The 24,385-nt window shown below is 60.2% G+C and carries 22 protein-coding genes; 5 read left to right on the top strand and 17 right to left on the bottom strand.

All coding sequences use genetic code 11. The annotated features are described in order from the left end of the window. Positions 1 to 20 precede the first annotated feature (20 nt). Positions 21 to 1,709, bottom strand: coding sequence for a long-chain-fatty-acid--CoA ligase FadD2 (gene fadD2, locus J3D54_RS01665; protein ID WP_253416437.1), 1,689 nt, complete (start codon positions 1,707 to 1,709; stop codon positions 21 to 23). Positions 1,710 to 1,940: 231 nt separating this feature from the next. Between fadD2 and J3D54_RS01670 the strand changes: the two genes are divergently transcribed. Together J3D54_RS01670 and J3D54_RS01675 are read left to right on the top strand one after the other, a co-directional pair. After that, on the top strand, positions 1,941 to 2,885 hold the full coding sequence (locus J3D54_RS01670; protein ID WP_253416438.1) for an alpha/beta hydrolase: 945 nt from the start codon (positions 1,941 to 1,943) through the stop codon (positions 2,883 to 2,885). A gap of 43 nt (positions 2,886 to 2,928) precedes the next feature. Then, on the top strand, positions 2,929 to 3,399 hold the full coding sequence (locus tag J3D54_RS01675; protein WP_253416439.1) for a MaoC family dehydratase: 471 nt from the start codon (positions 2,929 to 2,931) through the stop codon (positions 3,397 to 3,399). 97 nt (positions 3,400 to 3,496) lie between these two features. Here the strand turns inward: J3D54_RS01675 and J3D54_RS01680 are convergent, their stop codons facing one another. Then, positions 3,497 to 3,964 carry a PA2169 family four-helix-bundle protein gene (locus J3D54_RS01680; protein WP_253416440.1) on the bottom strand — a complete coding sequence of 156 codons (468 nt, stop codon included), beginning with the start codon at positions 3,962 to 3,964 and terminating at the stop codon, positions 3,497 to 3,499. 202 nt (positions 3,965 to 4,166) lie between these two features. Between J3D54_RS01680 and J3D54_RS01685 the strand changes: the two genes are divergently transcribed. Both J3D54_RS01685 and J3D54_RS01690 read left to right on the top strand, forming a co-directional pair. Beyond that, positions 4,167 to 4,403 (top strand): DUF3820 family protein, encoded by a 237-nt coding sequence (locus J3D54_RS01685; RefSeq protein ID WP_007949456.1) that lies wholly within the window; start codon positions 4,167 to 4,169, stop codon positions 4,401 to 4,403. Positions 4,404 to 4,428: 25 nt separating this feature from the next. Continuing rightward, positions 4,429 to 5,610, top strand: coding sequence for an aminotransferase class V-fold PLP-dependent enzyme (locus J3D54_RS01690; RefSeq protein WP_253416441.1), 1,182 nt, complete (start codon positions 4,429 to 4,431; stop codon positions 5,608 to 5,610). A 2-nt stretch (positions 5,611 to 5,612) separates the two neighbouring features. On the opposite strand, the gene J3D54_RS01695 is transcribed toward J3D54_RS01690, so the two are convergent. The 4 genes from J3D54_RS01695 to zwf form a co-directional block, all read right to left on the bottom strand. After that, positions 5,613 to 6,338 (bottom strand): intradiol ring-cleavage dioxygenase, encoded by a 726-nt coding sequence (locus tag J3D54_RS01695; protein ID WP_253416442.1) that lies wholly within the window; start codon positions 6,336 to 6,338, stop codon positions 5,613 to 5,615. 206 nt (positions 6,339 to 6,544) lie between these two features. Further along, on the bottom strand, positions 6,545 to 7,210 hold the full coding sequence (locus J3D54_RS01700; RefSeq protein WP_253416443.1) for a bifunctional 4-hydroxy-2-oxoglutarate aldolase/2-dehydro-3-deoxy-phosphogluconate aldolase: 666 nt from the start codon (positions 7,208 to 7,210) through the stop codon (positions 6,545 to 6,547). 17 nt (positions 7,211 to 7,227) lie between these two features. Further along, complete coding sequence (pgl, locus tag J3D54_RS01705; RefSeq protein WP_253416444.1) at positions 7,228 to 7,941, bottom strand: 6-phosphogluconolactonase; 714 nt, start codon at positions 7,939 to 7,941, stop codon at positions 7,228 to 7,230. After that, positions 7,928 to 9,397 (bottom strand): glucose-6-phosphate dehydrogenase, encoded by a 1,470-nt coding sequence (gene zwf, locus J3D54_RS01710; protein WP_018926464.1) that lies wholly within the window; start codon positions 9,395 to 9,397, stop codon positions 7,928 to 7,930. The genes pgl and zwf overlap by 14 nt, the downstream gene beginning before the upstream one ends. A gap of 226 nt (positions 9,398 to 9,623) precedes the next feature. On the opposite strand from zwf, the gene J3D54_RS01715 reads away from it, so the two are divergent. Next, entirely contained in the window at positions 9,624 to 10,484 is an 861-nt protein-coding gene (locus tag J3D54_RS01715) for a MurR/RpiR family transcriptional regulator (protein ID WP_177318273.1), read from the top strand. A 150-nt stretch (positions 10,485 to 10,634) separates the two neighbouring features. On the opposite strand, the gene J3D54_RS01720 is transcribed toward J3D54_RS01715, so the two are convergent. The 11 genes from J3D54_RS01720 to edd form a co-directional block, all read right to left on the bottom strand. Next, positions 10,635 to 11,489, bottom strand: a complete 855-nt coding sequence (locus J3D54_RS01720) for a D-hexose-6-phosphate mutarotase (protein WP_253416445.1) — start codon at positions 11,487 to 11,489, stop codon at positions 10,635 to 10,637. A 117-nt stretch (positions 11,490 to 11,606) separates the two neighbouring features. Further along, on the bottom strand, positions 11,607 to 12,953 hold the full coding sequence (locus J3D54_RS01725; RefSeq protein WP_253416446.1) for a carbohydrate porin: 1,347 nt from the start codon (positions 12,951 to 12,953) through the stop codon (positions 11,607 to 11,609). Positions 12,954 to 13,217: 264 nt separating this feature from the next. Continuing rightward, positions 13,218 to 14,378, bottom strand: a complete 1,161-nt coding sequence (locus J3D54_RS01730; protein WP_253416447.1) for an ABC transporter ATP-binding protein — start codon at positions 14,376 to 14,378, stop codon at positions 13,218 to 13,220. A 2-nt stretch (positions 14,379 to 14,380) separates the two neighbouring features. Continuing rightward, entirely contained in the window at positions 14,381 to 15,226 is an 846-nt protein-coding gene (locus tag J3D54_RS01735; RefSeq protein WP_253416448.1) for a carbohydrate ABC transporter permease, read from the bottom strand. Continuing rightward, a complete protein-coding gene (locus tag J3D54_RS01740) occupies positions 15,219 to 16,127 on the bottom strand; it encodes a carbohydrate ABC transporter permease (protein WP_018926470.1) in 909 nt (302 codons plus the stop codon). The genes J3D54_RS01735 and J3D54_RS01740 overlap by 8 nt, the downstream gene beginning before the upstream one ends. 183 nt (positions 16,128 to 16,310) lie before the next feature. Continuing rightward, entirely contained in the window at positions 16,311 to 17,612 is a 1,302-nt protein-coding gene (locus tag J3D54_RS01745; protein WP_253416449.1) for an ABC transporter substrate-binding protein, read from the bottom strand. A gap of 116 nt (positions 17,613 to 17,728) precedes the next feature. Continuing rightward, positions 17,729 to 18,988, bottom strand: coding sequence for an AGE family epimerase/isomerase (locus J3D54_RS01750; RefSeq protein WP_253416450.1), 1,260 nt, complete (start codon positions 18,986 to 18,988; stop codon positions 17,729 to 17,731). Between the two features lie 229 nt (positions 18,989 to 19,217). Continuing rightward, positions 19,218 to 20,687, bottom strand: coding sequence for an ATP-binding protein (locus J3D54_RS01755; RefSeq protein WP_253416451.1), 1,470 nt, complete (start codon positions 20,685 to 20,687; stop codon positions 19,218 to 19,220). Continuing rightward, positions 20,677 to 21,408 (bottom strand): response regulator, encoded by a 732-nt coding sequence (locus tag J3D54_RS01760; protein WP_007934711.1) that lies wholly within the window; start codon positions 21,406 to 21,408, stop codon positions 20,677 to 20,679. The genes J3D54_RS01755 and J3D54_RS01760 overlap by 11 nt, the downstream gene beginning before the upstream one ends. A gap of 175 nt (positions 21,409 to 21,583) precedes the next feature. Beyond that, a complete protein-coding gene (locus J3D54_RS01765; RefSeq protein WP_253416452.1) occupies positions 21,584 to 22,534 on the bottom strand; it encodes a glucokinase in 951 nt (316 codons plus the stop codon). Next, the gene (gene edd, locus J3D54_RS01770; RefSeq protein WP_018926475.1) at positions 22,531 to 24,357 is read right to left on the bottom strand and encodes a phosphogluconate dehydratase; all 1,827 of its coding nucleotides are present in this window, start codon (positions 24,355 to 24,357) and stop codon (positions 22,531 to 22,533) included. Before edd ends, J3D54_RS01765 begins: the two co-directional genes overlap by 4 nt. Positions 24,358 to 24,385: the final 28 nt, after the last annotated feature.

A 24,385-nucleotide genomic window follows, 5' to 3' on the forward strand; every position in this document is an offset into this window, starting at 1 on the left:
GAAGCGCGGCCCTTCAACGATCAGGCGATATCACGCAACTCCCGCCGCAAAATCTTGCCCACCGGCGTCATCGGCAACGACTCACGCAATACGATGTGCTTGGGTACTTTGTACGCCGTGAAGTTTTCCTTGCAGTAGGCCTTCAGCTCTTCAAGGCTGACCCCCGACTCACGGGCCACCACAAACAACTTCACCGCCTCCCCCGAACGCTCGTCCGGCACGCCGATCACCGCGCAGTTGGCGACTTTCGGATGGGCCATCACCACGTCTTCGATCTCGTTCGGGTACACGTTGAAGCCCGAGACGATGATCATGTCTTTCTTGCGATCGACAATGCGCACGAAACCGTCCGGGTCGATCACCGCAATATCGCCGGACTTGAACCAGCCCTCGGCATCCAGCACTTCGGCGGTGGCTTCGGGTTTGAGCCAGTAACCCTTCATGATCTGCGGACCCTTGATGCACAGTTCGCCACGTTCACCCAGCGGCTGCTCGACGCCTTCATCGTTGATCACTTTCAGGGTCGTGCCCGGCACCGGCAGGCCGACCGTGCCTATGCGCGACTTCTCGCCGTAAGGGTTGGTGCAGGCCACTGGCGAGGTTTCGGTCAGGCCGTAACCTTCAGTGATCCGACAACCGGTGAGCTGTTCCCAGCGCTCGGCGGTGGCCTTGACCAGCGCCGTGCCGCCGGAGTTGGTGAGTTTGAGACTGGAGCAATCCAGGGTCTTGAAGTCGGGATGGTCCATCAGTGCGACGAACAGCGTGTTGAGCCCCAGCAGCGCCGAGAATCGCCAGTTCTTCAGTTCCTTGATGAAGCCCTTGATGTCCCGTGGATTGGTGATCAGCACGTTGTGGTTGCCGGTCACCATCATGCACATGCAGTTCGCCGTGAAGGCATAGATGTGGTACAGCGGCAGCGGCGCGATCATCACTTCCTGGCCTTCGCGCAGCAGCGGCTGACCGTCGGTACCCAGCTGGCTGAGGCATGCCCGCGCCTGCTGCATGTTCGCCACCAGGTTGCCGTGGGTCAGCATCGCGCCCTTGGCCAGCCCGGTGGTGCCGCCGGTGTATTGCAGCACGGCGATGTCGCCGAGACCGACGTTCAGCGGTTTGATGCCCAGGCCCCGGCCCAGACGTAGCGCACTCTTGAAGGAAAAGGCCTGGGGCAGTGAATAATCCGGGACCATTTTCTTGACCTTGGCGACCACGGTATTGATCAGCCAGCCCTTGGCGGTGGGCATCAGGTCGCCCATCTTCGCTTCGATCAGGTACTGGATGTCGGTGTCAGGCAGCACTTCCTGGACCTTCTGTCCGAACACGTTCAGGTACACCAGCGCCCGGGCACCGGAGTCCTTGAACTGATGACGCATCTCCCGCGCGGTGTACAGCGGGTTGGTGTTGACCACGATCAGCCCGGCACGCAAGGCGCCGAACACGGCGATCGGGTAATGCAGGACGTTGGGCATCTGCACCGCGATGCGATCCCCCGGCACCAGGTCGGTGTGGGCTTGCAGGTAACCGGCGAACGCGGCGCTATAGCGTTCCAGCTCGGCATAAGTCAGGGTCACACCCATGTTGCTGAATGCCGGGCGGTCAGCAAATTTCTTGCAGGAACGCTCGAACACCTCGATCACCGACTTATAGGCCCCGAGGTCGATATCCAGGGGCACGCCGGCCGGGCGTTTGTCATTCCAGAAATCAGGTTGCATTGTTCTTGTCCTCATTACCTGAATCTATCCGAGGCCGCTTTTTCTATCACTTCTGAAAAGCGGTGCTTCCCGGACACTAGCAGCTATGGTGAATCAGGCAAATATGCGCACGGTCCTCATTGATCCCGTGAATCTTACTGCCCCGGCGCGGACTGATCAGACCGCGCGCGGGATGCGCTATACAATGCAACGAGGCCCATCCCCCATGCCGCCCCATGCAAAGGAATCGCCATGATCCATGACACTTTCTGGCTGACCGCGAGCGACCGCAGCCGCCTCTACGTCAACCAGTGGCTGCCGGCTGCGCCGCTCAAAGCCGTGATCCTGCTGGTCCACGGCATGGCGGAACACAGCGGTCGCTACGCTCGTCTGGCAGAAAAGCTCTGCGAACAGGGCTACGGTGTTTACGCACCGGACCTGCGTGGACATGGCAAAACCGCCGACAACGGCACGCTGGGCCACTTCGCCGACAACGATGGCTGGTGCAAAGTGGTCGGTGACCTGGCCAGCCTCAACCAACATATCGGCCAGCAGCATCCCGGCGTGCCGATCGTGCTGTTGGGCCACAGCATGGGCAGCTACATCGCCCAGGCTTACTTGCTGCACCACAGCGCCAGCCTGCACGGTGCGATTCTCAGCGGCTCGAACTTCCAGCCCGTGGCGCTCTATCGCGCAGCGCGGCAGATTGCTCGTCTCGAACGCCTGCGCCAGGGGCCCAAGGGTCGCAGTGCGTTGATCGAATGGCTGTCGTTCGGCTCGTTCAACAAGAAATTCAAACCGGCACGCACCTCGTTCGACTGGCTGAGCCGCGACCCGGCCGAGGTCGACAAGTACGCCAACGACCCACTCTGCGGCTTTCGCTGCACCAATCAATTGTGGATCGATTTGCTCGGCGGCTTGCAGCAAATCAGCAAAGCGTCCAATCTCGCCCAGATCGATCCGGGCCTGCCGCTGCTGGTGATTGGCGGCGAATGTGATCCGGTGAGCGAAGGCAAACGTCTGAAAGATCTGGCCCATGTCCTGCGCGACGCTGGCTGCCAGAGCCTGCACTTGAATATTTACCCGCAGGCCCGGCACGAACTGTTCAATGAGAGCAATCGCGATGAAGTGACTGCCGACGTGCTGAACTGGATCGCCCAGGCCTTGAGCAACCGCCGGCCACCCAGAACCGAATAGTTTTTTTGTGGATTCATTTAATTCGTCACAGGAATCGAGACAGATGACCCAGGTTACCAACACCCCTTACGAAGCCCTCGAAATCGGCCAGACCGCCAGCTACAGCAAAACCGTCGAAGAGCGCGACATTCAGTTGTTCGCTGCGATGTCCGGCGACCACAACCCGGTGCACCTGGACGCCGAATTCGCCGCTGCCTCCATGTTCAAGGAACGCATCGCCCACGGCATGTTCAGCGGCGCGTTGATCAGCGCGGCGGTGGCTTGCGAGTTGCCTGGACCGGGGACGATCTATATCGGTCAGCAGATGAGCTTTCAGAAGCCGGTGAAGATTGGCGACACGCTGACTGTGCGCCTGGAGATTCTCGAAAAATTGCCGAAGTTTCGTGTGCGCATCGCCACTCGAGTGTTCAACCAGCGCGACGAGCTGGTGGTGGATGGCGAGGCGGAGATTCTGGCGCCGCGCAAGCAACAGACCGTGACGTTGCCGACGTTACCGGCGATCAGCATCGGCTGATCGCAAGCCTCCAAAAGGATCGCCGCCTTCGGTAGATCCTGCGACCCGACCACAAAAAACGCCAGACTGGCTGGCGTTTTTGACAGATCACGAACGCTTACGAGCGTGCGCGAGCCTGGTTGCGCAGGACTTTCACCTGATCGTGGTTGCGTTGCACGCCGTGATATTGGCGCTCAACGATGTCACGAATGCCCACCAGGTTGTGCTTGTTGATTTTTTCCAGCGCTTCCTTGTAGGCCTTCAACGCGTGGTCTTCACCGCGCTCGGCTTCGTTCAGCACCGCCTCTTCATCCTTGCCGGTGAACATCGACTTCACGTCGACCCAACGACGGTGCAGATCGCCGCTGACGCTGGTGGAGGTTTCCGGATCGCCACCCAGGGAACGTACGGTGGCCTGCAGTTCGGCAGCGGCAGTGGCGCAGTCGGTGGAGCGTTGAACGAACAGGTTTTTCAGTTCTGGATTCTTGATGTCTTCAGCGCAAGTCTTGAACCCTTCCTGACCGTCTTTACTGGTTTCAATCAGGTCATTGAGTACAGAGATCGCTTCTTTGTTGATGTCGGTCATTTTTCAATTCCTTGCGGTTGATGAAAGATGCAATCAATCGTTGCACCCTGCATGCCAGCTTTGAATTGATATTTTTTACTTATATTTCAATAAGTTAATCTTTAGGCGAAATCCGTATCCGCTTCTTTTGCATGATCTGTCAATTGGCCTGCATGCAGAATGCCTGTATTTTCCAGTCTGTTTTGAATCAAGACGACTGATGATGAATCCTGAAAAACTCGAATTGCTGATTACCCGAGAAATGCCCTTCGGCAAATACAAGGGCCGTATCATCGCTGACCTGCCCGGCCAGTACCTGAACTGGTTTGCTCGCGAAGGTTTTCCTCATGGGGAATTGGGCGGTTTACTGGCGTTGATGCAGGAAATCGACCATAACGGCCTGTCGGAGCTGCTTGAACCGCTGCGCGCCAAACACGGCAAGCCCGCCCCTCGTCACTGAACCGCCCTATCGCACCGAGAAGCTCATGCCTGATAACACCCGTCGTGCCCGTGATGAAGGCTTTTGGCAGACCTTCGCCGACCGCTACGCTGTCGAACCCGGCCCCCTGAACCTGGAAAACGGTTACTTCGGGCGCATGTCACGCACGGTGGTGGAGGAATATCAACGCAACATCGAACTCATCAACCGCGGCAACTCGGTGCATGTGCGCCAGCGCTTCGAACAGAGCGAAAGCGTCATGATTCGCGCGCAACTGGCCGAACTGATCGGCGCGCCGGCCGAGGCCGTCGCCTTCACCCGCAATGCCTCCGACGGCCTGCAATCGCTGATCCGCAACTACAATCGCCTGGAACCGGGCGACCAGGTCCTGCTGTGCGATCTGGAGTACGACACGGTCAAGGGCGCCATGCGTTGGCTGGCCCGCTATCGAGGCGTGGAAGTGATCGAGATCGAACACCCTCACCCCGCCAGTTTCGACAGCTTGTTGGCCACGTACCGCGAAGCGTTCGTGCGTTATCCACGACTGAAACTGATGGCCCTGACCCACGTCACCCATCGCACCGGCCTGGTGATGCCGGTGCAGGCGATTGCCGCTGCCGCCAGGGAGCATGGCATCGATGTGATCCTCGACGGCGCCCATGCCCTCGGCCAGATCGAGTTCAACCTTGATGAACTGGGCATCGCCTTTGCCGGCTACAACCTGCACAAATGGATCGGTGCGCCGCTGACGCTCGGCTTCATTTACATCGCGCCAGAACGGCTGGCCGACATCGACCCGGACATGGGCGAGATGCATTTCCCGGTCACCGACATTCGCGCCCGTACGCCGTACAGTACCCCGAACATTCCTGCGCTGCTGACCCTGCCGCTGGTGTTCGAAGAACATCACGCCATGGGTGGTTCCGTCGCCAAGAGCACACGACTCAACTACCTGCGCAATCGGTGGGTCGATGCCGTCCGGGGGTTACCGGGAATCGAAGTCATGACCCCCGATGACCCGCGCCTGTATTGCGGCATCACCTCGATGCGCTTTACCCGGCATGCAGACCAACAGGCGATGGTCGAGCGCCTGCTCAACGACTACAACCTGTTTACCGTGGTGCGTAGCGGCGCGGCGTGTGGCCCGTGCATCCGCATTACGCCGGGGCTCACCACCACCGCTGCCGACATGGATGGGCTGGTCCGGGCGCTAAGCGAATTGCGCTGATGTCACACGGTGTATTTGTCGAAGTCCTCGGGCTTGATTTGCGATGACACTGCAAACGTGTCGACACCGATGGTCATGTGCCCGAAAAAGCCGTCTTCATTCGAGTCTCGACCGATGGTGTGAATGTTCAGGGTCGAGGCCTGGCCGCCCATGCGCTGATAAAACATATCCTGCGCATTGGTCAGCGGTGATACGGCTCGACCGCTGTACTCACGAGCGTTGAGTACCGACCTTGATGCGACCTCGGGAAAGTAAAGCTGGCCGACCCAGGCGACATGCCGCTCTTCCAGATAGTTATTGCCGGCAGTGATGCGTACCGCGACGTGAATGTGCAAAGCGCGGCCGGCATAGAACCCCGGATAAATCGTGGTAAACCGCACGATGCCCATTTTGTCGGTGAATTGCCCACCACGCAGGTAGGTATCGTCGTCGGTGCGCGGGATCGACCCGATATCATCCACATCGACTTCCTTGTCCGGGTTGACCTTGCTCCAGCCCGAATACGCCCCGCGCGCATTGCAATGCCAGATATCGACCAATGCCCCGGCCACCGGTTGACCGGTCATGGCATCGATGATCGTGAGCCGCAGCACCAAGGGGATGCCGTCCATGCCTTCGCTGATGTTTCGTCTGATCAGTTTTGGATTTCGAAAATACGGCCCTGCGACCTGTTCGGGTGACAGTTGGTAAACCGGTAGTGGGGATGCAGCCGAGGTGTTGTCGTCCATGACGTTCTCTCTTCAATAAGATGAACGCAGGTTAACGCTGGACGCACGGCGAGATGCGGTAACTATGTATCGCATGATGTCGATCTGTAGCAGCTGTCGACAGTCACAGGGATTTTCACCAGGCAAAAAAAAACGGTGCGCCGACCAAGCGCACCGTAAAGCCGTAGAACACACAACGAAGTGTTTGGTAAATCCGGTAAATCAGATCAATCCAGCAGGGCCAACGCCTCGGCGGTGCACTCCTGGATGCGGGCCCAGTCGCCGTTCTTGATCCACTCAGGGTCAAGCATCCAGCTGCCGCCCACGCACATCACGTTTTTCAACGCCATGTAGCTCTTGATGTTGGCCGGGCTGACACCGCCGGTCGGGCAGAATTTAACTTCGCCGAATGGGCCGCCCAGGGCCTTGATGGCCGCGACGCCGCCGCTGACTTCCGCCGGGAACAACTTGAAGCGGCGATAACCCAGGCAATAGCCTTCCATGATGCCGGAGGCGTTGCTGATGCCCGGCAACAGCGGGATCGGGCTGGCGACACTGGCTTCAAGCAGGTCACGGGTGATGCCCGGTGTCACGATGAATTGCGAACCGGCGGCTTCGGCAGCGGCCAGCATGCTGCGATCAAGCACCGTACCGGCACCGGTCACCAGCTCTGGACGCTTCTCGCGCAGGATCTGAATCGCCTTGAGGCCGAACTGCGAACGCAGGGTCACTTCCAGCGCCGTGAGGCCACCGGCTGCCAGGGCGTCGGCCAACGGCAGCACGTCCTGTTCACGCGCGATGGTGATCACCGGCAGGATCCGCGCCTTGGCGCAGAGGCTGTCGATCAGGGCAACTTTGTCCGCCATGGAAACGGTCGGGGATATGTTTGTCATAGCGGCTGATCCTTGGTTCATGGGCACCAGTAAATCTCTAACGTAGGTTGCAGAAACGCCCGAATCGGCATGGCGGCGACATCGTCACCGGCCAGTGCGGCGCTCAGGGTGGTCAGCTTGGACTGACCGGAAATCGATAGAACGGTGTGCTTGGCCGAAGCCAGCAGCGCGCGACTCATGGTCAGGCGCTGATGCGGCACGGTCGGCGCCAGCATCGGCCAGCAGCGACGAGTGCCGTCGACCTTCAAGGCATCGGCCAGGTTCGGGCTGTTGGGGAACAGCGACGCGGTGTGACCGTCGTCGCCCATGCCCAGCACCAGCACGTCGATCGCCGGCAGTTCGGCGAGCAAGCGATCAGCCTGCTCGGCAGCCTGTTCCAGGTTGGCGGTGGCACTGTAGAGGCTCAGGAACTGGGCCTTGGCCGCCGGGCCTTGCAACAGGTAACGCTTGAGCAAACCGGCATTGCTGTCGGCATGCTCCACCGGCACCCAGCGCTCGTCAGCCAGGCTGACTACCACCTTCGACCAGTCCAGCGCCTGCTTGGCCAGGTGCTGGAAAAATGCCACCGGGCTGCGCCCACCGGACACAACCAGCGTCGCGGCGCCTTGTGCGGCAATTGCTTCGCTCAGTTGCCTGGCTACCGTCAATGCCAGGCCTTCGGCCAGCAGCACCGGGCTTTTGAACTCATGGCCGCTGACGCCCTGAGGCAGTTTCAATTTAGATATCGCCATACCAAGACCTCCCGTCCCGCGTGATCAGTGCAATGGAGCTCATCGGCCCCCAGGACCCGGCCGCGTAGGGCTTGGGCGCATCACCGGACTTTTTCCACCCGGCGATCAACTGGTCACACCACTTCCACGCGGCTTCGATTTCATCTTTACGGACAAACAGGTTCTGATTGCCACGCATCACTTCCAGCAGCAACCGCTCGTAGGCATCGGGAATCCGTGCGCTGCGCCAGGTGTCGGAAAAATTCAGCTGCAACGGACCGCTGCGCAGCTGCATGCCCTTGTCCAGGCCTTGTTCTTTGGTCATCACGCGCAAGGAAATGCCTTCGTCCGGTTGCAGGCGGATGATCAGTTTGTTGCTGATCTGCAAGCGCTGCTCGGGGGCAAAGATGTAGTGCGACGGTTCCTTGAAGTGGATGACGATCTGCGACAGCTTCTGTGGCATGCGTTTGCCGGTGCGCAGGTAAAACGGCACGCCGGCCCAACGCCAGTTGCGAATGTCGGCACGCAGGGCAACGAAGGTTTCGGTGTCGCTCTGGGTGTTGGAGTTAGGCTCCTCCAGATACCCCGGCACCGACTTGCCTTCGCTGTGACCGGCGATGTACTGGCCGCGCACCACTTGAGTGGTCAGGCCTTCCGGGCTGATCGGCGCCAGTGCCTTGAGCACTTTGACTTTCTCGTCGCGGATGCTGTCGGCGGACAGGTCGGCCGGCGGGTCCATGGCGATCAGGCACAGCAACTGCAGCAGGTGATTCTGGATCATGTCCCGCAGCTGGCCGGCCTTGTCGAAGTAACCCCAACGGCCTTCGATCCCGACCTGCTCGGCCACGGTGATTTCCACGTGGGAGATGTAATTCTGGTTCCACTGGGTTTCGAACAGGCTGTTGGCGAAACGCAGGGCGATCAGGTTTTGTACGGTCTCTTTGCCCAGGTAGTGGTCGATGCGGTAGGTGCGATTCTCCGGGAAGAATTGCGCCACGGCGTCGTTGACCTTGCGCGAGGATTCCAGGTCCGAACCGATGGGTTTTTCCAGCACCACGCGGGTGTTTTCGGTCAGGCCGACCTTCGACAGGTTCTCGCAAATAGCACCGTAAACCGCCGCCGGCGTGGCGAAGTAAGCAATCACCCGCTGGGCGCTGCCGGCCTGCTCGGCCAGTGCCACGTAATCGTCAGCCTTGAGGAAGTCGACGTGCAGGTAGCTCAAACGGGCCAGGAAGCGCTCGAGCACGGCTTCATCCAGCTCTTTGGCGCCTACGTAGCGGCGCAACTCGGTGGCGATGAACGCCAGGTGCTGTTGCTCGCTGCCAGGTTCACGGGCCAGTGCGATAATGCGCGTATCCTCATGAAGCAGGCCGGCACCATCGAGTTGATAAAGGGCAGGAAACAGCTTGCGCAAGGCTAGATCGCCGAGAGCGCCGAACAAGGCAAAGGTGCACGGTTCAACCGTAATCGAAGGCATGATGTTTGTTCTTTTATCAAGTTAAGCTACAAATACCTTTTTTCAAGGCATCACTCAAGGGAAAATGTAGTAATAACCACAACATTTTCGCAAAATATAGATTCCGAGTGGTGGTCGGTCGGAGCCATCAGTAGGATAGGCCACCGTCATGGGCCATATCAAAGGCCCAATTTGCATAGCCGAGCGCTCGTTTGCGCAGGTGAATCTAGGAACCCATATGGACCGCGTGCGAAATTTACTGGAACAGATCCAGAATCGCCTTGAAGACCTGAACAAGGCAGAACGCAAAGTCGCCGAAGTGATCCTGCTCAACCCACAGCAGGCCACCCGGTTCAGCATCGCCGCCCTCGCCCAAGCCGCGTCAGTCAGTGAGCCGACGGTCAACCGTTTCTGCCGCTCGTTCGGTGTCAGCGGCTACCCGGAACTGAAACTGCAACTGGCACAGAGCCTGGCCAGTGGCGCTGCGTATGTCAGCCGTGCGGTGGAAGCCGACGACAACCCCGAGGCTTACACCCAGAAGATCTTCGGCAGCGCCATCGCGTCCCTGGACAGCGCCTGCCAGGCCTTGGACCCGAACCTGATCAGCCGCGCCGTCGACCTGTTGATTCAGGCCCGGCAGATCCACTTCTTCGGCCTCGGCGCTTCGGCCCCGGTGGCGCTGGATGCGCAGCACAAGTTCTTCCGCTTCAACCTGGCGGTGACCGCCCACGCCGATGTGCTGATGCAACGCATGATTGCCTCGGTGGCCCACACCGGCGAATTGTTCGTGATCATTTCCTACACCGGCCGCACCCGCGAACTGGTGGAAGTGGCGCGCATTGCCCGGGAAAACGGCGCTTCGGTGCTAGGTCTGACCGCCGAGGGTTCACCGCTGGCCAAGGCCAGCACCCTGAGCCTGAACATCCCGTTGCCGGAAGACACCGACATCTATATGCCGATGACGTCGCGGATCATTCAATTGACCGTGCTCGACGTACTGGCCACCGGCATGACCTTGCGCCGGGGCGTGGATTTCCAGCCGCATTTGCGCAAGATCAAGGAAAGCCTGAACGCCAGTCGGTATCCGATTGGCGATGAATTCAATTAACCCAGGATCTTCATTGCCTGTTCGGGCCTCATCGCGGGCAAGCCCGCTCCCACAGAAATCTACGGCGCACACAAATCTGTGTTCACTGAATATCCCTGTGGGAGCGGGCTTGCCCGCGATGAGGCCCGGCGCAACACCGCAGATTTTGAGCTAAGCCCCCACCCGCGCCTGCAAACTCAAATGTGCCCGCTCCCCCGGCGCCAGGCACAGGCTGTCGGTGCCGCCGCTGGCTGCTTCCACACAGACGAACTCTGAAATCTCGTTCCAGCTCACGCCCAGCAATGGCCGTGAGCCGGGATGCCAGACCACCGTGTCCGCATGGTCACCGGTGTCGATACACAGTTCGCGCTGCCAGGCATGGTCCTTAAGCTGCAACTCACCGTCATGCTGGAACACGCGCTGACAACCACCGTCGACCCGCAACTCACCTTCCTGCTGGCAAACCTGGCGGTTCAATTGATCATAACCTTGCGCGCCGTCGAGCCCAGACAGCGCTATCTCACCGACATCGCCAATACGCCAATAGGCGTGCAGCGCCTGGCTCAACTGGCACGGCATGTCGTCCTGATGCTCGGTGCTCAGGTGCAAATCCATGCGTTCGCCCAAGTGCGCATGCAAATCCACTTGCCAATCGCACAGCTGTAACTGCCAATGCAGGTGCACGCCTTCGTCGTCACTGCTGCTGTCGAGTAACTTCCAATCGAGCAGGCGCGCCCAACCATGGGACGGCCAGGCGTTTTCGCTGGGATGGCGGCCGTACCACGGCCAGCACACCGGCACACCGCCGCGAATCGCACCGACGTGCGGCCATTTCGCCGCGCACCACAGCCAGGGTTTCTGGTCCTTTGGCTGAAAGTGCAACAACTGCGCGCCCTGACGACTGAACACCGCCTGACACAGCGGATGGTCGATCACCAGCACGTCGCGCATCTGATAGCGCTCCCACGCAAACACCGGACGTTCGCGCAAGGACTTGAAGAAGCGTTGTAGCGGATGCTCAAGCATGTACCACGGTCCTGAAAATCATCTGTCACCCGAGGGTGCGCCGCCCCCCAAAAAAAAGCGGACAGCCTTGGCCATCCGCAAATATGCGCACATAGAGAGGAGCTTATCGCAACAGCGTTAGAACACCGACTGAATTTTCAGGCCGGCGACCAGCGCGTTATCAACTTCATCCACACCACCCGGGTGAGTGATGTATTGCAGGTTAGGACGCACCGTCAGCCAGTTGGTAACGTGGAAACCATAGTTGATCTCGTAGTTGTACTCGGTGCTGCGCAGTGGCGAGAACAGCGGATCGTTGTAGTCGGTGACATCATTGGCGGCGTTGACCAGCTCGGCGTTTTTCTTCACGTCATCGTTGACATGGATACGGGAGAAACCGATCCCGACGTCGTCTTTTGGACGCGCATCGAACGGGCCCTTGTAAACAAACATCAGCGACTGGTAGTTGTCGACGAAGTTGGTGTCCTTGTCGTGGAAGGTGGCGTTGGCCGCGATGTTCAGACCGCGCGAAGCATCACCGTTGTGGGTGGTGAGTTGTTGCTGCGCCACGAACCAGTAACCGTGCTTGCTGTCATGGCTGCGATAGGCGTTGCCGGTGGTCGCTGCATCATTGCCGTTGTCGTCTTTACGCACGTCATTGGCGTCGGCCGTGCTCTTGTAGTAACCGACACGGTATTCGCCCGGCAGGTTGTTGACCTTCGGCGTCCAGACCAATTCAACCGGCAAAACGGTGCCCTTGGTACCGCTGCCGCTGAGCTTGAAGCCGTTACCGTGCTCCAGTTGCGATGGGTTCTGGTTGTACGCGCCGATCTGCGCATAGAACTCAGGCGTGATGTTGTACTTCACGCGAACCGCTGCCTGCATGACCGGCCAGTTGTACCAGATACCGGTGGCCCAGTTACCCGCCTGGGAACCGCAGAATGCCAGGTTCTGGAATTCGCAAGGGAAGGTGTTGAAGTCTTCGCCTTCGCCGAAGTAGCCGGCCTTGACGTCCAGTTTCCCGTCGAGGAACTGGTGCTTGATCCACAATTGGGTCAGACGGACCATGTGGCCACGGCCGTAGACTTCCTGGGAGGAACTCAAGGTGCCGGCACGCGGGTCGCCGACACGGTCATTGGAGATGTTCTGACCGTTACGGTTGGTGAGCTGGATCTTGGCCTGGGTGTTATCCCAGCCCCACAGCTTTTGCAGGTCCAGCGCCACGCCCAGACCAAACTGGTCGGCGTAACGCGCCGTTTTGTCGCTGTTGTAGCCGCCATGCAGGTTGGCGCCCACTTCACCGACGTAGTCGGCCTTGATGTCGATACCTTGCTCGATCAGCTTGGTCCGCTCGCCACCCCAGTCACCGGTCATCCACTGCGAATCGGCGCTGAACGCGTCAGCCGCGTGCACACTGCCGGCCAGCATCATCGCCGCAACCGCTGACAATTGGCAGATCAGCTGAGCGTTGTTGTTCTTCTTCATCCCTACATCCTCGTTTTATTGTTATTAACTGTTTTTATCTAACGCGGTTTACATCGATTGCGACGGATGTCTCCACCCGCCACGAATCCCCCCTGTGGGAGCGGGCTTGTGGCGAGGGGGCTTGCCCCCGTTCGACTGCGAAGCAGTCGTAAACCGGTCGCTGCTTTCTAATTCAAGATCGCGGTGACCGGTTTCAGGGGTGCTTCGCACCCCAACGGGGGCAAGCCCCCTCGCCACAAAAGCTCGCTCCCACATTTTTAATTTTCAGCGGCCTTTGAACTGGGCCACGTTGGCGCTGTGAGCTTCGGGTTTTGGCAGGCCGGCAACGCCCAGGCGCTCACCGGTCTTGGCATCGAACAGCAGCACTTTCGATGGATCGAATTGCAGCGTCAGGGTCTCGCCCGCGGCCGGTGCGACGTCCGGTGCCAGACGGCAGCAGACCTTGGTATCGTTGAGATTGACGAATACCAGGGTGTCGGGACCGGTCGGTTCGGTGACCTGCACTTCGGCGCGAATGGTCGGCAGGCCGTTGGCTTCGCCGTTCGCCAGCACGATCTGCTCCGGGCGCATGCCGAGGATCACTTCGCGGTCTTCGAGCCCGGCATCCTGCATGCCCAGCGGCAATTCGCAGCGCGCCTGACCGCTGTCGAGCAGCGCCAACAGACGGCCGTCCTTGCGTTGCAAACGCAGGGGAATGAAGTTCATCGGCGGCGAACCGATGAAGCTCGCCACGAACAGGTTGGCCGGGTTGTTGTAGATGTCTTTCGGCGTACCGAACTGCTGGATGATCCCGTCCTTCATCACCGCCACTTTGTCGCCCAGGGTCATCGCTTCGATCTGGTCGTGGGTCACGTAGACCGTGGTGGTTTTCAGGCGCTGGTGCATCAGTTTCATTTCGGTGCGCATCTCGACCCGCAGCTTGGCGTCGAGGTTGGACAGCGGTTCGTCGAACAGGTAGATCTTCGGCCGCCGCGCCAATGCCCGGCCCATGGCCACGCGCTGTTGCTGACCACCGGAGAGTTGACCCGGCTTGCGGTTGAGCAGGTGTTCGATTTGCAGCAGCTTGGCCACGCGAGCGACTTCTTCGTCGATTTCGGCGGTCGGCATTTTGCGGATCTTCAAACCGAACGCGATGTTTTCGCGCACGCTCATGGTCGGGTACAGCGCGTAGGACTGGAACACCATGGCGATGTCGCGGTCTTTGGGGCTCATGCCGCTGACGTCCTGGTCACCGATCATGATCGCGCCGCCGGTGATGGTCTCAAGGCCGGCGATGCAATTCATCAGGGTCGATTTACCGCAACCCGAAGGTCCCACAAGAATCAGGAATTCACCGTCCTTGATCGACAGCTCGATGTTCTTGAGGGTGTCCGGCAGGCCGGGGCCATAGGTTTTGTTTACATTGCGAAGTTCGAGCGTAGCCATGATTACCCCTTGACTGCGCCGGCCGTCAGCCCGCGCACGAAATACTTACCTGCGACCACATAGACCAGCAGGGTCGGAAGCCCGGCGATCATCGCCGCCGCCATATCAACGTTGTATTCCTTGGCCCCGGTACTGGTGTTGACCAAGTTGTTCAACGCCACCGTAATGGGTTGCGAGTCACCGCTTGAGAACACCACGCCGAACAGGAAGTCGTTCCAGATCTGAGTGAACTGCCAGATCAGGCAGACCATGATGATCGGGGTGGACATCGGCAGGATGATCAAGCGGAAGATGGTGAAGAACCCCGCGCCATCGAGCCGCGCCGCCTTCACCAGCGCATCGGGAACGCTGACGTAGTAGTTACGGAAAAACAGCGTGGTGAACGCCAGGCCGTAGACCACGTGCACGAACACCAGGCCTGTCGTTGTGCTGGCCAGGCCCATCTTGCCGAGGGTGAACGAGGCCGGCAGCAGGACCGTCTGGAATGGCAGGAAGCAACCGAACAGCAGCAGGCCGAAGAACAACTGCGACCCGCGAAAGCGCCACATCGACAGCACATAGCCGTTCAACGCACCGATGGCCGTGGAGATCATTACCGCCGGAACGGTGATCTTGATCGAGTTCCAGAAGTACCCGTCAACCGTGCCCCAGGCCTTGACCCAGCCAATACCGCTGACCACGGTCGGCCAGCTCAGCAGGTTGCCGGAGTTGATGTCTTCAGGCGTCTTGAAACTGGTCAACAGCATGACCACCAGCGGTATCAGGTACAGGAATACCGCAAGGATCAGCACGCCATAGATCGCGATGCGACTCAGACTGATGGCAGGTTTGGCAGCAAAACTAGTCATGACGTTTGGCCCTCAGCTCGGAGTACAGGTAAGGCACGATGATCGCGAGAATCGCACCGAGCATCAGAATCGCACTGGCCGAGCCCATGCCCATCTGGCCGCGACTGAAGGTGAAGGAATACATGAACATCGCAGGCAGATCGGAGGAATAACCCGGGCCACCGGCGGTCATTGCCGCCACCAGGTCGAAACTCTTGATAGCGATGTGGGCCAGGATCATCACTGCACTGAAGAACACCGGGCGCAGGCTCGGCAACACCACTTTCAGGTAGATGCGCGGCATGCTCGCACCATCGATCTGGGCAGCACGGATGATCGATTGATCAACGCCTCGCAGACCGGCGAGGAACATCGCCATGATAAAGCCCGAGGCTTGCCATACCGCCGCGATCACCAGGCAGTACACAACGCGATCCGGATCGATCAACCAGTCCAGGCGAAAGCCTTCCCAGCCCCAGTCACGCAGCAATTTGTCCAGGCCCATGCCCGGGTTGAGCAGCCACTTCCAGGCGGTACCGGTGACGATCATCGAAAGCGCCATCGGGTACAGGTAAATGGTGCGAATGAAACCTTCACGACGAATGCGCTGATCAAGAAACACCGCCAGCAACACACCGATCACCAGGGTGATGCCAATGAACATGCCGCCGAAAAGCGCCAGGTTCTTGCTCGCTACCCACCAACGATCGTTGTCGAACAGCCGCTGGTACTGCGCCAGACCCGCCCATTTGTAAGTCGGCAGGAAAGTCGAAGTGGTGAACGACAGGACGAAGGTCCACAGGATATAGCCATAGAACCCCACCAAAACAATGAACATGCTCGGCGCCAGCACCAGCTTGGGGAGCCAGCGCTGCAGTGCATCGAACGGCGAGGCCTTGCTGAACACAGCAACAGAACTCATGGGAAGATCCAGTACGAAGAGAAAGGATTACAAGCGCTTTCCCTTGTGGGAGCGGGCTTCTGTGGGAGCTGGCTTGCCTGCGATGGCATCACCTCAGTGCAACTGATAAACCGAGGTGTCTGCATCGCGGGCAAGCCCGGCTCCCACAAAATCCCTCCCACAAGGAGGATGCGCAGCTAACGGTTACTTGGCCGCTTTAATGGCTGTGCCGAGTTGCTTGGCGGCAGTGGCAGGATCGGCTTTCGGATCGTTGATGAAGTTGGTCACGACATCAAAGAAAGCACCCTGTACCGCCAGCGTGGTCGCCATGTTGTGCGCCATGCTCGGCTGCAAGCCACCGGACTTGGCGTCCGCCAGGAAGTCTTTGGCAGCCGTCTGGGCGCAGGAGTCGAAACCGTACTTGCCCATGTCGCTCAGCATGTCGTTTCGAACCGGGATCGAGCCCTTGTTGATGCTGAAGACTTTCTGGAAGTTCTCACCCAGCACGATCTTGGCGATGTCCTGCTGAGCCGCAGCAGTGCCCTTGTCTTTCTGCTTGAACACGGCCAGCGAGTCGATGTTGTAGGTGAAGGCCTTGTCGGTGCCCGGGAAGGCTACGCACTCGTAATCCTTGCCGGCGACTTTCTTGGCCGCTGTCCACTCGCTCTTGGCCCAGTCACCCATGATCTGCATGCCGGCCTTGCCGTTGATGACCTTGGCCGCCTCCAGGTTCCAGTCCTGGCCTTTGCCGTCGGCGTCCATGTAGGTCGCGACTTTCTTCAGCTCGGTCAGCGCCTTGACCATGTCAGGACCGGTCAGCGCCGCGTTGTCCAGGTCGACCAGGGCTTTCTTGTAGCCATCGACGCCCATGACCGACAAGACCACCGCTTCGAACACGGTGCTGTCTTGCCAAGGCTGGCCACCGTGGGCAAGCGCAATGAAGCCCGCAGCCTTGAGCTTGTCACCGGCCGCGTAGAATTCCTGAAGGGTGGTTGGCGCTTTTTCGATGCCGGCTTTCTTGAAGACTTCCGGATTGATCCACAACCAGTTGACGCGGTGAATGTTCACCGGCACGGCCACATAGTTGCCGTCGTACTTCACGGTATCGGAGACTTTCTTGTCGAGCAGGCTGTCCCACTTCTCAGTTTTGGCAGTGTCTTTCAAGACGTCGGTATCGAGCAGACCGGTAGACGCCCATTCCTGAATGTCCGGGCCTTTGATCTGCGCTACGCCCGGCGGGTTACCGGCCACGGCGCGGCTTTTGAGCACGGTCATGGCTGTGGCACCGCCACCGCCGGCGACTGCGCCGTCTTTCCAGGTGAAGCCGTCTTTTTCGACTTGAGCCTTGAGCACATCGACCGCTGCTTTTTCACCACCAGACGTCCACCAGTGAACGACTTCCACCGAACCTTTGGAATCGGCGGCAAGAGCACTGAGCGGGAATGCAGCAACGGGAAGCAGTGAAGCGAGAGAAATGACAGTAGCGAGGCGAGAAATCGCGTTCATCTAGTAGTACCTTTCTTGTTGTTATGCATGCAAGTCTGGTGCTTGCGCTGCATGGATTCTAAACAGGAGTCATCCCTTCGCAGGTAACGAAGGGACGTTCGAATGTCACCACATGGTTACACAGGAGTGCTCTGGGATAATTGCGCCAGCGCGGTAGCCAGGCTCGGTGCCAGCGGCAGGCGCGGGATCAATACGGCTTGCCAGGCGTGATACAGGTCGGGTTTACCGGCCCAGATATCGGCGCTCGGGCGGTTCAGCGGATCGAGCTCGTGATGCCAGCTGCCATCGCAACGGTCAATGAAATGACTGTCACAGAATTCCCAGAACAGTCGGTACCAGCGCTCGTATTGCTCGTCACCGGTGCGTTTTAGCAGTGCACTGGCGGCGGCGCTGGCCTCGCAATGAGTCCAGTGCAAACGATGGCGAACCACCGCGAGATTGTCCCAGTCGAGGGTGTAGACGATGCCCGGCGCACCGTCGACGTCCCAGCCGTGACGGCAATTGTGCTCGAAGAGTTTTTGCGCATCGGTGGCGAGCCACCCCGGCGTGAGCATCCCGGCCTGTACCCGCGCGGCTTCGAGGTGCAGCAACAGCCGCGCCCATTCAAAACCATGACCCGGCGTGGTGCCGTAAGGGCGAAAACCGTCGGCCGGGTTGTCGTGGTTGTAGTCACGCTGCGGCTGCCAGTCGCGGTCGAAATGCTCGATCACCAGGTAATCGTTGGCCGCGGCATGTTCGTGAATGACGCGCTCGACAATGCGCTGGGCGCGAATCAACCAGCGGTTGTCTTCGGTGACATCGGCCAGGGCGAGGAAGGCTTCGGTGGCGTGCATGTTGCTGTTGGCGCCGCGATAGGCTTCCTCGCAACTGAAGTCGCGGTTGAAGGATTCGCGCATGGCGCCCTCCTCTTCGCTCCAGAAATGGCTGTCGATGATGTGGATCGCATCGTCGAGCAAGGCTTGCGCACCGGGCCGTTGAGCAACCACCGCAGAGCTCGCGGCCAACGCCACGAAGGCATGCAGGTAAGCGGCTTTGCCGGTATTGCCGTCGCGGTGTTCGGGCGTGGCGAACCAGCCACCGTGTTCGGCGTCACGCAGCGGCCCGCTGAGGGCTTTGATGCCGTGATCCACCCACTCGGCGAACCCCGGCAAGCCCTGGATGTGGGCCATGGCGAAGCTATGCGTCATGCGCGCGGTGTTCATGGTTTCAGCTTGCGCATCGGCCGCCAGGTGGCCCTGATCGTCGAGGTTGCCGAAACCTTCGGGAAGCTTTGAAGCCTTGGCAAACGCCAACAGGCGCAAGCCTTCGGCGGCGAGCCATTGCTGATGGGCAGGCGCGTTCAGCCAACTGCTGAAGGCGGGTTGGAAGGTGTCCATGCGGTACCTTTTTTGTTGTTATGACTGGGACCAGTCTAAACAACGGGTGATGGCGGGCAGGTAACGAAGGGGGCGAGTTATGTCACCGAGTTGTGACATTCACCCCAATTTTGAAGTGAGTGGTTACTTGTGGTGAGGGGGCTTGCCCCCGTTGGACTGCGCAGCAGTCCCTCTTTCAGGGCCGCTCCGCGCCCCAACGGGGGCAAGCCCCCTCGCCACAGGGTCGCTTTCAATCCATTGATCGCGGCAACTGCAACGTCACGCGCAACCCGCCTTCACGCAGGTTTTGCAGGCTGACTTCACCGCCATGGCTATGGGCAATGTTGCGCGCAATCCCCAGCCCCAGGCCATAACCCTGCTGCTGCCCGGCCAGGCGGAAGTGCGGCTCGAACACTTGCTCCAGTCGCTGCTCCGGCACACCCGGACCTTCGTCGTCGACATGCAGGACGAACGCGCTCTCGTCATCATCGATGTGCAGATGCGCGTTCTGCCCGTACTTCAAGGCGTTGTCGATCAGGTTGCCGATGCAGCGCTTGAGCGCCAGTGGCTTGCCGGGATACGGCGCCAGCGCCCGCCCTTGTTGAGTCACGCGGCCATTGCCGTTAGGCGCCAGATACGGCTCCACCAGGCAGTCGAGCACATGGTTGAGGTCCACCGGTTCGATGTTTTCGTGGATGTCGGTGTCTTTCACGCATTGCAACGCGCCTTTGACCAACAACTCCAGCTCATCCAGGTCACGACCGAACTTGGCCTGCAGCTTTTCGTCTTCGAGCAACTCCACGCGCAATCGCAACCGGGTGATCGGCGTGCGCAAATCGTGGGAGATCGCGCTGAACAACTGGCTGCGTTCGGTCAGGTAACGGCTGATGCGCTCGCGCATGGCATTGAAGGCGCGGCCAACCTCAACCACTTCACTGCCGCCACCCTCGGCCACCGGTTCGACTTCGGCACCGAGGGACATGTCCCGCGCCGCCCGCGCCAATCGCTTGAGCGGTCGGCTCTGCCAGTGCACCAACAAGCCGATGAACAACAGCAAGAAGCCGCTGGTGAGGACAATGAACCAGACTTGCTGCGCCGGTAGGCCCTGCTCTTCAAGGCTGGTGTAGGGCTCGGGCAGCAAAGACGCGATGTACAGCCATTCCCCCGGTGCCATCTGGATTTGCGTGACCAGCACCGGCGGGTTCACCGGCTCCAGAGTCAACGCGTAGTGCGCCCAGGAGCGTGGCAATTCATCGAGTTTCAGCCCGCTATTGAAGATCCGCAGGTCCTCGGGGCTGACGAATGTCACCGAAATATCGGCGTCCTGGCCCAGTGACTGGCGCAGCACTTCGCCCACCGCTTTGAGCACCGCTTCTTTGCGCGGGGTGATCGGCAGCACTTCCATGCCCAAGGGTTTGTCGTTGAGGGTCACCACAAACCGGGTGCCGCCCATGCTGCGCAACTGATCGAGCACCAGCGGCCTGAACGCCACCGGCAACGAGCGGAAATAACTGACGCTGGCCGTCATCGAATGGGCCAGGCTGCGGGCGCTGGTGACCAGGCCTTCGAGCTGGGTGGCGCGCAGTTGCGAAACCCAGATCACGCTCGACAGCGTCTGGGCGAACAGCACCGCCAACAGGGTCAGCAGCAACATGCGCCCGAGCAGCGAGCGCGGTACCGGCACGCGCCCGGCGAGCTTGCGCAGGAACTCAGTGGCCATTGCCGGCAACCACATTGGCTGCCAGTTGGTAGCCGCTGCCACGCACGGTGCGGATCAGCCGCGGCGGCTTTTCGGTGTCGCGCAGGCGCTGGCGCAAACGGCTGACCGCCATGTCGACGATGCGATCGAGTGGCATCAAGTCACGGCCACGGGTGGCGTTGCCGATGGTGTCGCGGTCGAGGATTTCCTGGGGGTGATCGAGGAACAGTTTCAACAGCGCGAAATCGGCGCCGGAGAGAATCACTTCCTCGCCATCGGTGTGAAACAGTCGATGGCTGACCATGTCCAGCCGCCAGTCATCGAAAGCGAGCACTTCGCCGCCGGAACGCTCCTGACCGAACTGCGCACGACGCAACAGGGCTTTGATGCGCGCCTGCAATTCACGGGGGCTGAAGGGTTTGCCGAGGTAGTCGTCGGCGCCCAGTTCCAGGCCGATGACGCGATCGGCCTCGTCGGAGCTGGCGGTGAGCATGATGATCGGCACATGGGCCTGGCGCGGGTGCTGGCGGATCCAGCGGCAGAGGCTGAAACCGTCTTCGTCCGGCAGCATCACGTCGAGGATCACCAGATCGCTCGGCGCCTCGTTCAGCGCCTGACGAAAGCCTGCGCCATCGGGCGTGGTGCGGACCTGGAAACCGGCACGGGTCAGGTAGGTGTCCAGCAACTCGCGTATCTCTTGATCGTCATCGACCAACAAAATCGACTTGTTGACTGAGCTCACGGGGCGGCGTCCTTGTTGTTTGTGTTAGGGAGGATTATGCCTGATCGTTCAAAAATCTATGTTGTCTGTGAGGGCCTCATCGCGGGCAAGCCCGCTCCCACAAGGTTATGCGCACATTTTCAGATGCAGGTAATCCTGTGGGAGCGTGGCTTGCCCGCGATGAAGGCGGCGCGGTCTAAGCCTGCTCCAACGCCACACCCGCGCCCACCAGGCCGGAATACGGCGCTGTCACCAGCCACACCGGAATGCCTTTGAAGTAATCGCTCATGCAACCCTTGTCGGCGAAGCACCGGGCGAAACCGCTTTTAACGAAAAAGTCGGCAAACCGTGGAATCACCCCGCCAACGATGTACACACCACCCCGTGCGCCGGTGGTCAGCACGTTGTTGCCGGCCACGCGACCGAGCCAGCAACAGAACTGCTCGAGCACCTCCATGGCAATCGGATCACCCGCCAGCCCGGCCGCCGTGATCGACTCAGGCGTGTCGAGCACAGGCGTATGACCGTCCACCGCGCAGATCGCCCGGTAGACCCGCGGCAAACCACTGCCGCTCAATGCCGTTTCCGCGCTGACATGCCCAATCTCGTTGTAGATGTGCTGCCACAGTTGGGTTTCCCGTGGGCTGCTCAGCGGCAGATCGACGTGACCGCCCTCCCCTGGCAACGCGGCAAAACGGCCCTCGCCCAGATCGAGCAACGTGCCTACGCCCAGGCCGGTGCCCGGGCCGATCACCACGGCCGGCCGCAATGGCTCCGGCGTGCCTTCGCAAACCACCCGGAACTCGCCCGGCTGCAAGCGAGTCATGCCCAGCGCCATGGCCGAAAAATCGTTGACCAGCAGCAGTTGATCCACCTGCAAGGTCTTGCAGAAACCCTTGCGACTGAGCCGCCAGTGATTGTTGGTGAATTTGAATTCATCACCGCTCACAGGGCCTGCCACCGACAGGCACACCGAACCGATCGCACCCGGCGCCAGGCCGAGCCCGCTCAGGTAAAGCGCAATCGCTTCCTCCGGGCTGGCGTGGTCTGCCGTCGCCAGCACCTGGACTGATTCCAGTTGCTGGTTTTTCCACAACGCGAAACGTGCGTTGGTCCCACCGATGTCACCGACCAAAGCCAGTTTCAATTAAGCGTCTCCAGGGCAGAAGTAAAGGCGCTGGCGCCTTGCTCTGCGGAGCTGAAGGCCATGCGCATGAAACCAAACAGTTCGCGACCGGTGCCGATGTTGTTTCCCAACAGGCCTTTGGCCGGCTCGCGCGCTGCGAATTCTTCGGCGTCCACCTTAAGCTCCAGGGTGCCTTTGACGCCATCGACGCGGATGATATCGCCCTCACGCACCCGCGCCAAAGCGCCGCCCACATAAGCTTCGGGGCTGACGTGGATTGCTGCCGGGATTTTCCCCGAGGCGCCGGACATGCGCCCGTCGGTCACCAACGCAACTTTGAAGCCACGATCCTGCAACACACCGAGGAACGGCGTCATCTTGTGCAGTTCCGGCATGCCGTTGGAGCGCGGGCCCTGGAAGCGCATTACCGCGACAAAATCCTTCTCCAGCAGACCGGCCTTGAACGCATCGGCCAGGTCCTGTTGATCCTGGAACACCATGGCCGGGGCTTCGACGACCTGGTTTTCCAGGGCGACCGCCGAGACTTTCATCACGCCACGGCCGAGGTTGCCTTCCATCACCCGCAAACCGCCCTCTGGCGAGAATGCGCGAGCCACTGGGCGCAGGATGTTTTCGTCGAGGCTTTCGATCGGGCCTTCGCGCCAGACCAGCTCGCCGTTATCGAGGAACGGTTCCTGGGTGTAGCGGCTCAGGCCATGGCCGAGCACGGTGTTGACGTTTTCGTGCAGCAGGCCGGCTTCCAGCAGTTCGCGGATCAGGAACGACATGCCACCCGCCGCCTGGAAGTGGTTGATGTCGGCTTTGCCGTTCGGGTACACGTGGCTCAGGGTCGGCACCACCTCGGAGAGGTCGGCCATGTCCTGCCAGGTCAACTGAATGCCCGCCGCCATGGCAATGGCCGGCATGTGCAGGGTGTGGTTGGTCGAGCCGCCGGTGGCGTGCAACGCGACGATCGAGTTGACCAGCGAGCGCTCATCGACGATTTCGCCGATTGGCAGGAAGTTGCCATTCTGCTTGGTCAGGCGCGTGACCTGATGCGCCGCTTCACGGGTCAGGGCATCGCGCAACGGCGTGTTCGGGTTGACGAACGAGGCGCCTGGCAAGTGCAGGCCCATGACTTCCATCAGCAATTGGTTAGTGTTGGCGGTGCCGTAGAAGGTGCAGGTGCCAGGGCTGTGGTAGGACTTCATCTCCGATTCCAGCAGCTCTTCGCGGGTCGCTTTGCCTTCGGCGTAGCGCTGGCGCACATCGGCTTTCTGCTTGTTGGAGATGCCCGACACCATCGGCCCGCCCGGCACGAAAATCATCGGCAGATGACCGAAACGCAACGCGCCCATCATCAGGCCCGGCACGATCTTGTCGCAGATGCCAAGCATCAGCGCGCCATCGAACATGTTATGGGACAGCGCCACGGCGGTGGACAGCGCGATCACTTCGCGGCTCGGCAGGCTCAGTTCCATGCCCGGCTCGCCCTGGGTCACGCCATCGCACATCGCGGGGGTGCCACCGGCGAACTGGCCGACGGAGCCGATTTCGCGCAACGCTTTTTTGATCTGTTCAGGAAAGACTTCGTACGGCTGATGCGCCGAGAGCATGTCGTTATATGACGAAACAATTGCGATGTTGGCGGAGTTCATCATCCGCAGGCTGTGCTTGTCGTCGCTGCCACACCCGGCCACGCCATGGGCGAAGTTGGCGCATTGCAGCTTGCCGCGCATCGGGCCGTCACTGGCGGCGCCACGGATCAATGCAAGGTAAGCCTCACGCGTGGCGCGGCTGCGGGCGATAAGCCGTTCGGTGACCTCAAGGACGCGGGGATGCATGTGTAGAACTCCAGGCTAACGGATGTGG

It is taken from the genome of Pseudomonas sp. GGS8 (assembly GCF_024168645.1).
Lineage (GTDB): Bacteria > Pseudomonadota > Gammaproteobacteria > Pseudomonadales > Pseudomonadaceae > Aquipseudomonas.

Coding starts and splice junctions, on each gene's coding strand:
- J3D54_RS01745 (WP_253416449.1), bottom strand. CDS start 17,612: ATGAACGCGATTTCTCGCCTCGCTACTGTCATTTCTCTCGCTTCACTG.
- J3D54_RS01690 (WP_253416441.1), top strand. CDS start 4,429: ATGCCTGATAACACCCGTCGTGCCCGTGATGAAGGCTTTTGGCAGACC.
- J3D54_RS01750 (WP_253416450.1), bottom strand. CDS start 18,988: ATGGACACCTTCCAACCCGCCTTCAGCAGTTGGCTGAACGCGCCTGCC.
- zwf (WP_018926464.1), bottom strand. CDS start 9,397: ATGCCTTCGATTACGGTTGAACCGTGCACCTTTGCCTTGTTCGGCGCT.
- J3D54_RS01720 (WP_253416445.1), bottom strand. CDS start 11,489: ATGCTTGAGCATCCGCTACAACGCTTCTTCAAGTCCTTGCGCGAACGT.
- J3D54_RS01730 (WP_253416447.1), bottom strand. CDS start 14,378: ATGGCTACGCTCGAACTTCGCAATGTAAACAAAACCTATGGCCCCGGC.
- J3D54_RS01700 (WP_253416443.1), bottom strand. CDS start 7,210: ATGACAAACATATCCCCGACCGTTTCCATGGCGGACAAAGTTGCCCTG.
- J3D54_RS01680 (WP_253416440.1), bottom strand. CDS start 3,964: ATGACCGACATCAACAAAGAAGCGATCTCTGTACTCAATGACCTGATT.
- J3D54_RS01755 (WP_253416451.1), bottom strand. CDS start 20,687: ATGGCCACTGAGTTCCTGCGCAAGCTCGCCGGGCGCGTGCCGGTACCG.
- edd (WP_018926475.1), bottom strand. CDS start 24,357: ATGCATCCCCGCGTCCTTGAGGTCACCGAACGGCTTATCGCCCGCAGC.
- J3D54_RS01695 (WP_253416442.1), bottom strand. CDS start 6,338: ATGGACGACAACACCTCGGCTGCATCCCCACTACCGGTTTACCAACTG.
- pgl (WP_253416444.1), bottom strand. CDS start 7,941: ATGGCGATATCTAAATTGAAACTGCCTCAGGGCGTCAGCGGCCATGAG.
- J3D54_RS01740 (WP_018926470.1), bottom strand. CDS start 16,127: ATGAGTTCTGTTGCTGTGTTCAGCAAGGCCTCGCCGTTCGATGCACTG.
- J3D54_RS01685 (WP_007949456.1), top strand. CDS start 4,167: ATGAATCCTGAAAAACTCGAATTGCTGATTACCCGAGAAATGCCCTTC.
- J3D54_RS01670 (WP_253416438.1), top strand. CDS start 1,941: ATGATCCATGACACTTTCTGGCTGACCGCGAGCGACCGCAGCCGCCTC.
- fadD2 (WP_253416437.1), bottom strand. CDS start 1,709: ATGCAACCTGATTTCTGGAATGACAAACGCCCGGCCGGCGTGCCCCTG.
- J3D54_RS01725 (WP_253416446.1), bottom strand. CDS start 12,953: ATGAAGAAGAACAACAACGCTCAGCTGATCTGCCAATTGTCAGCGGTT.
- J3D54_RS01675 (WP_253416439.1), top strand. CDS start 2,929: ATGACCCAGGTTACCAACACCCCTTACGAAGCCCTCGAAATCGGCCAG.
- J3D54_RS01735 (WP_253416448.1), bottom strand. CDS start 15,226: ATGACTAGTTTTGCTGCCAAACCTGCCATCAGTCTGAGTCGCATCGCG.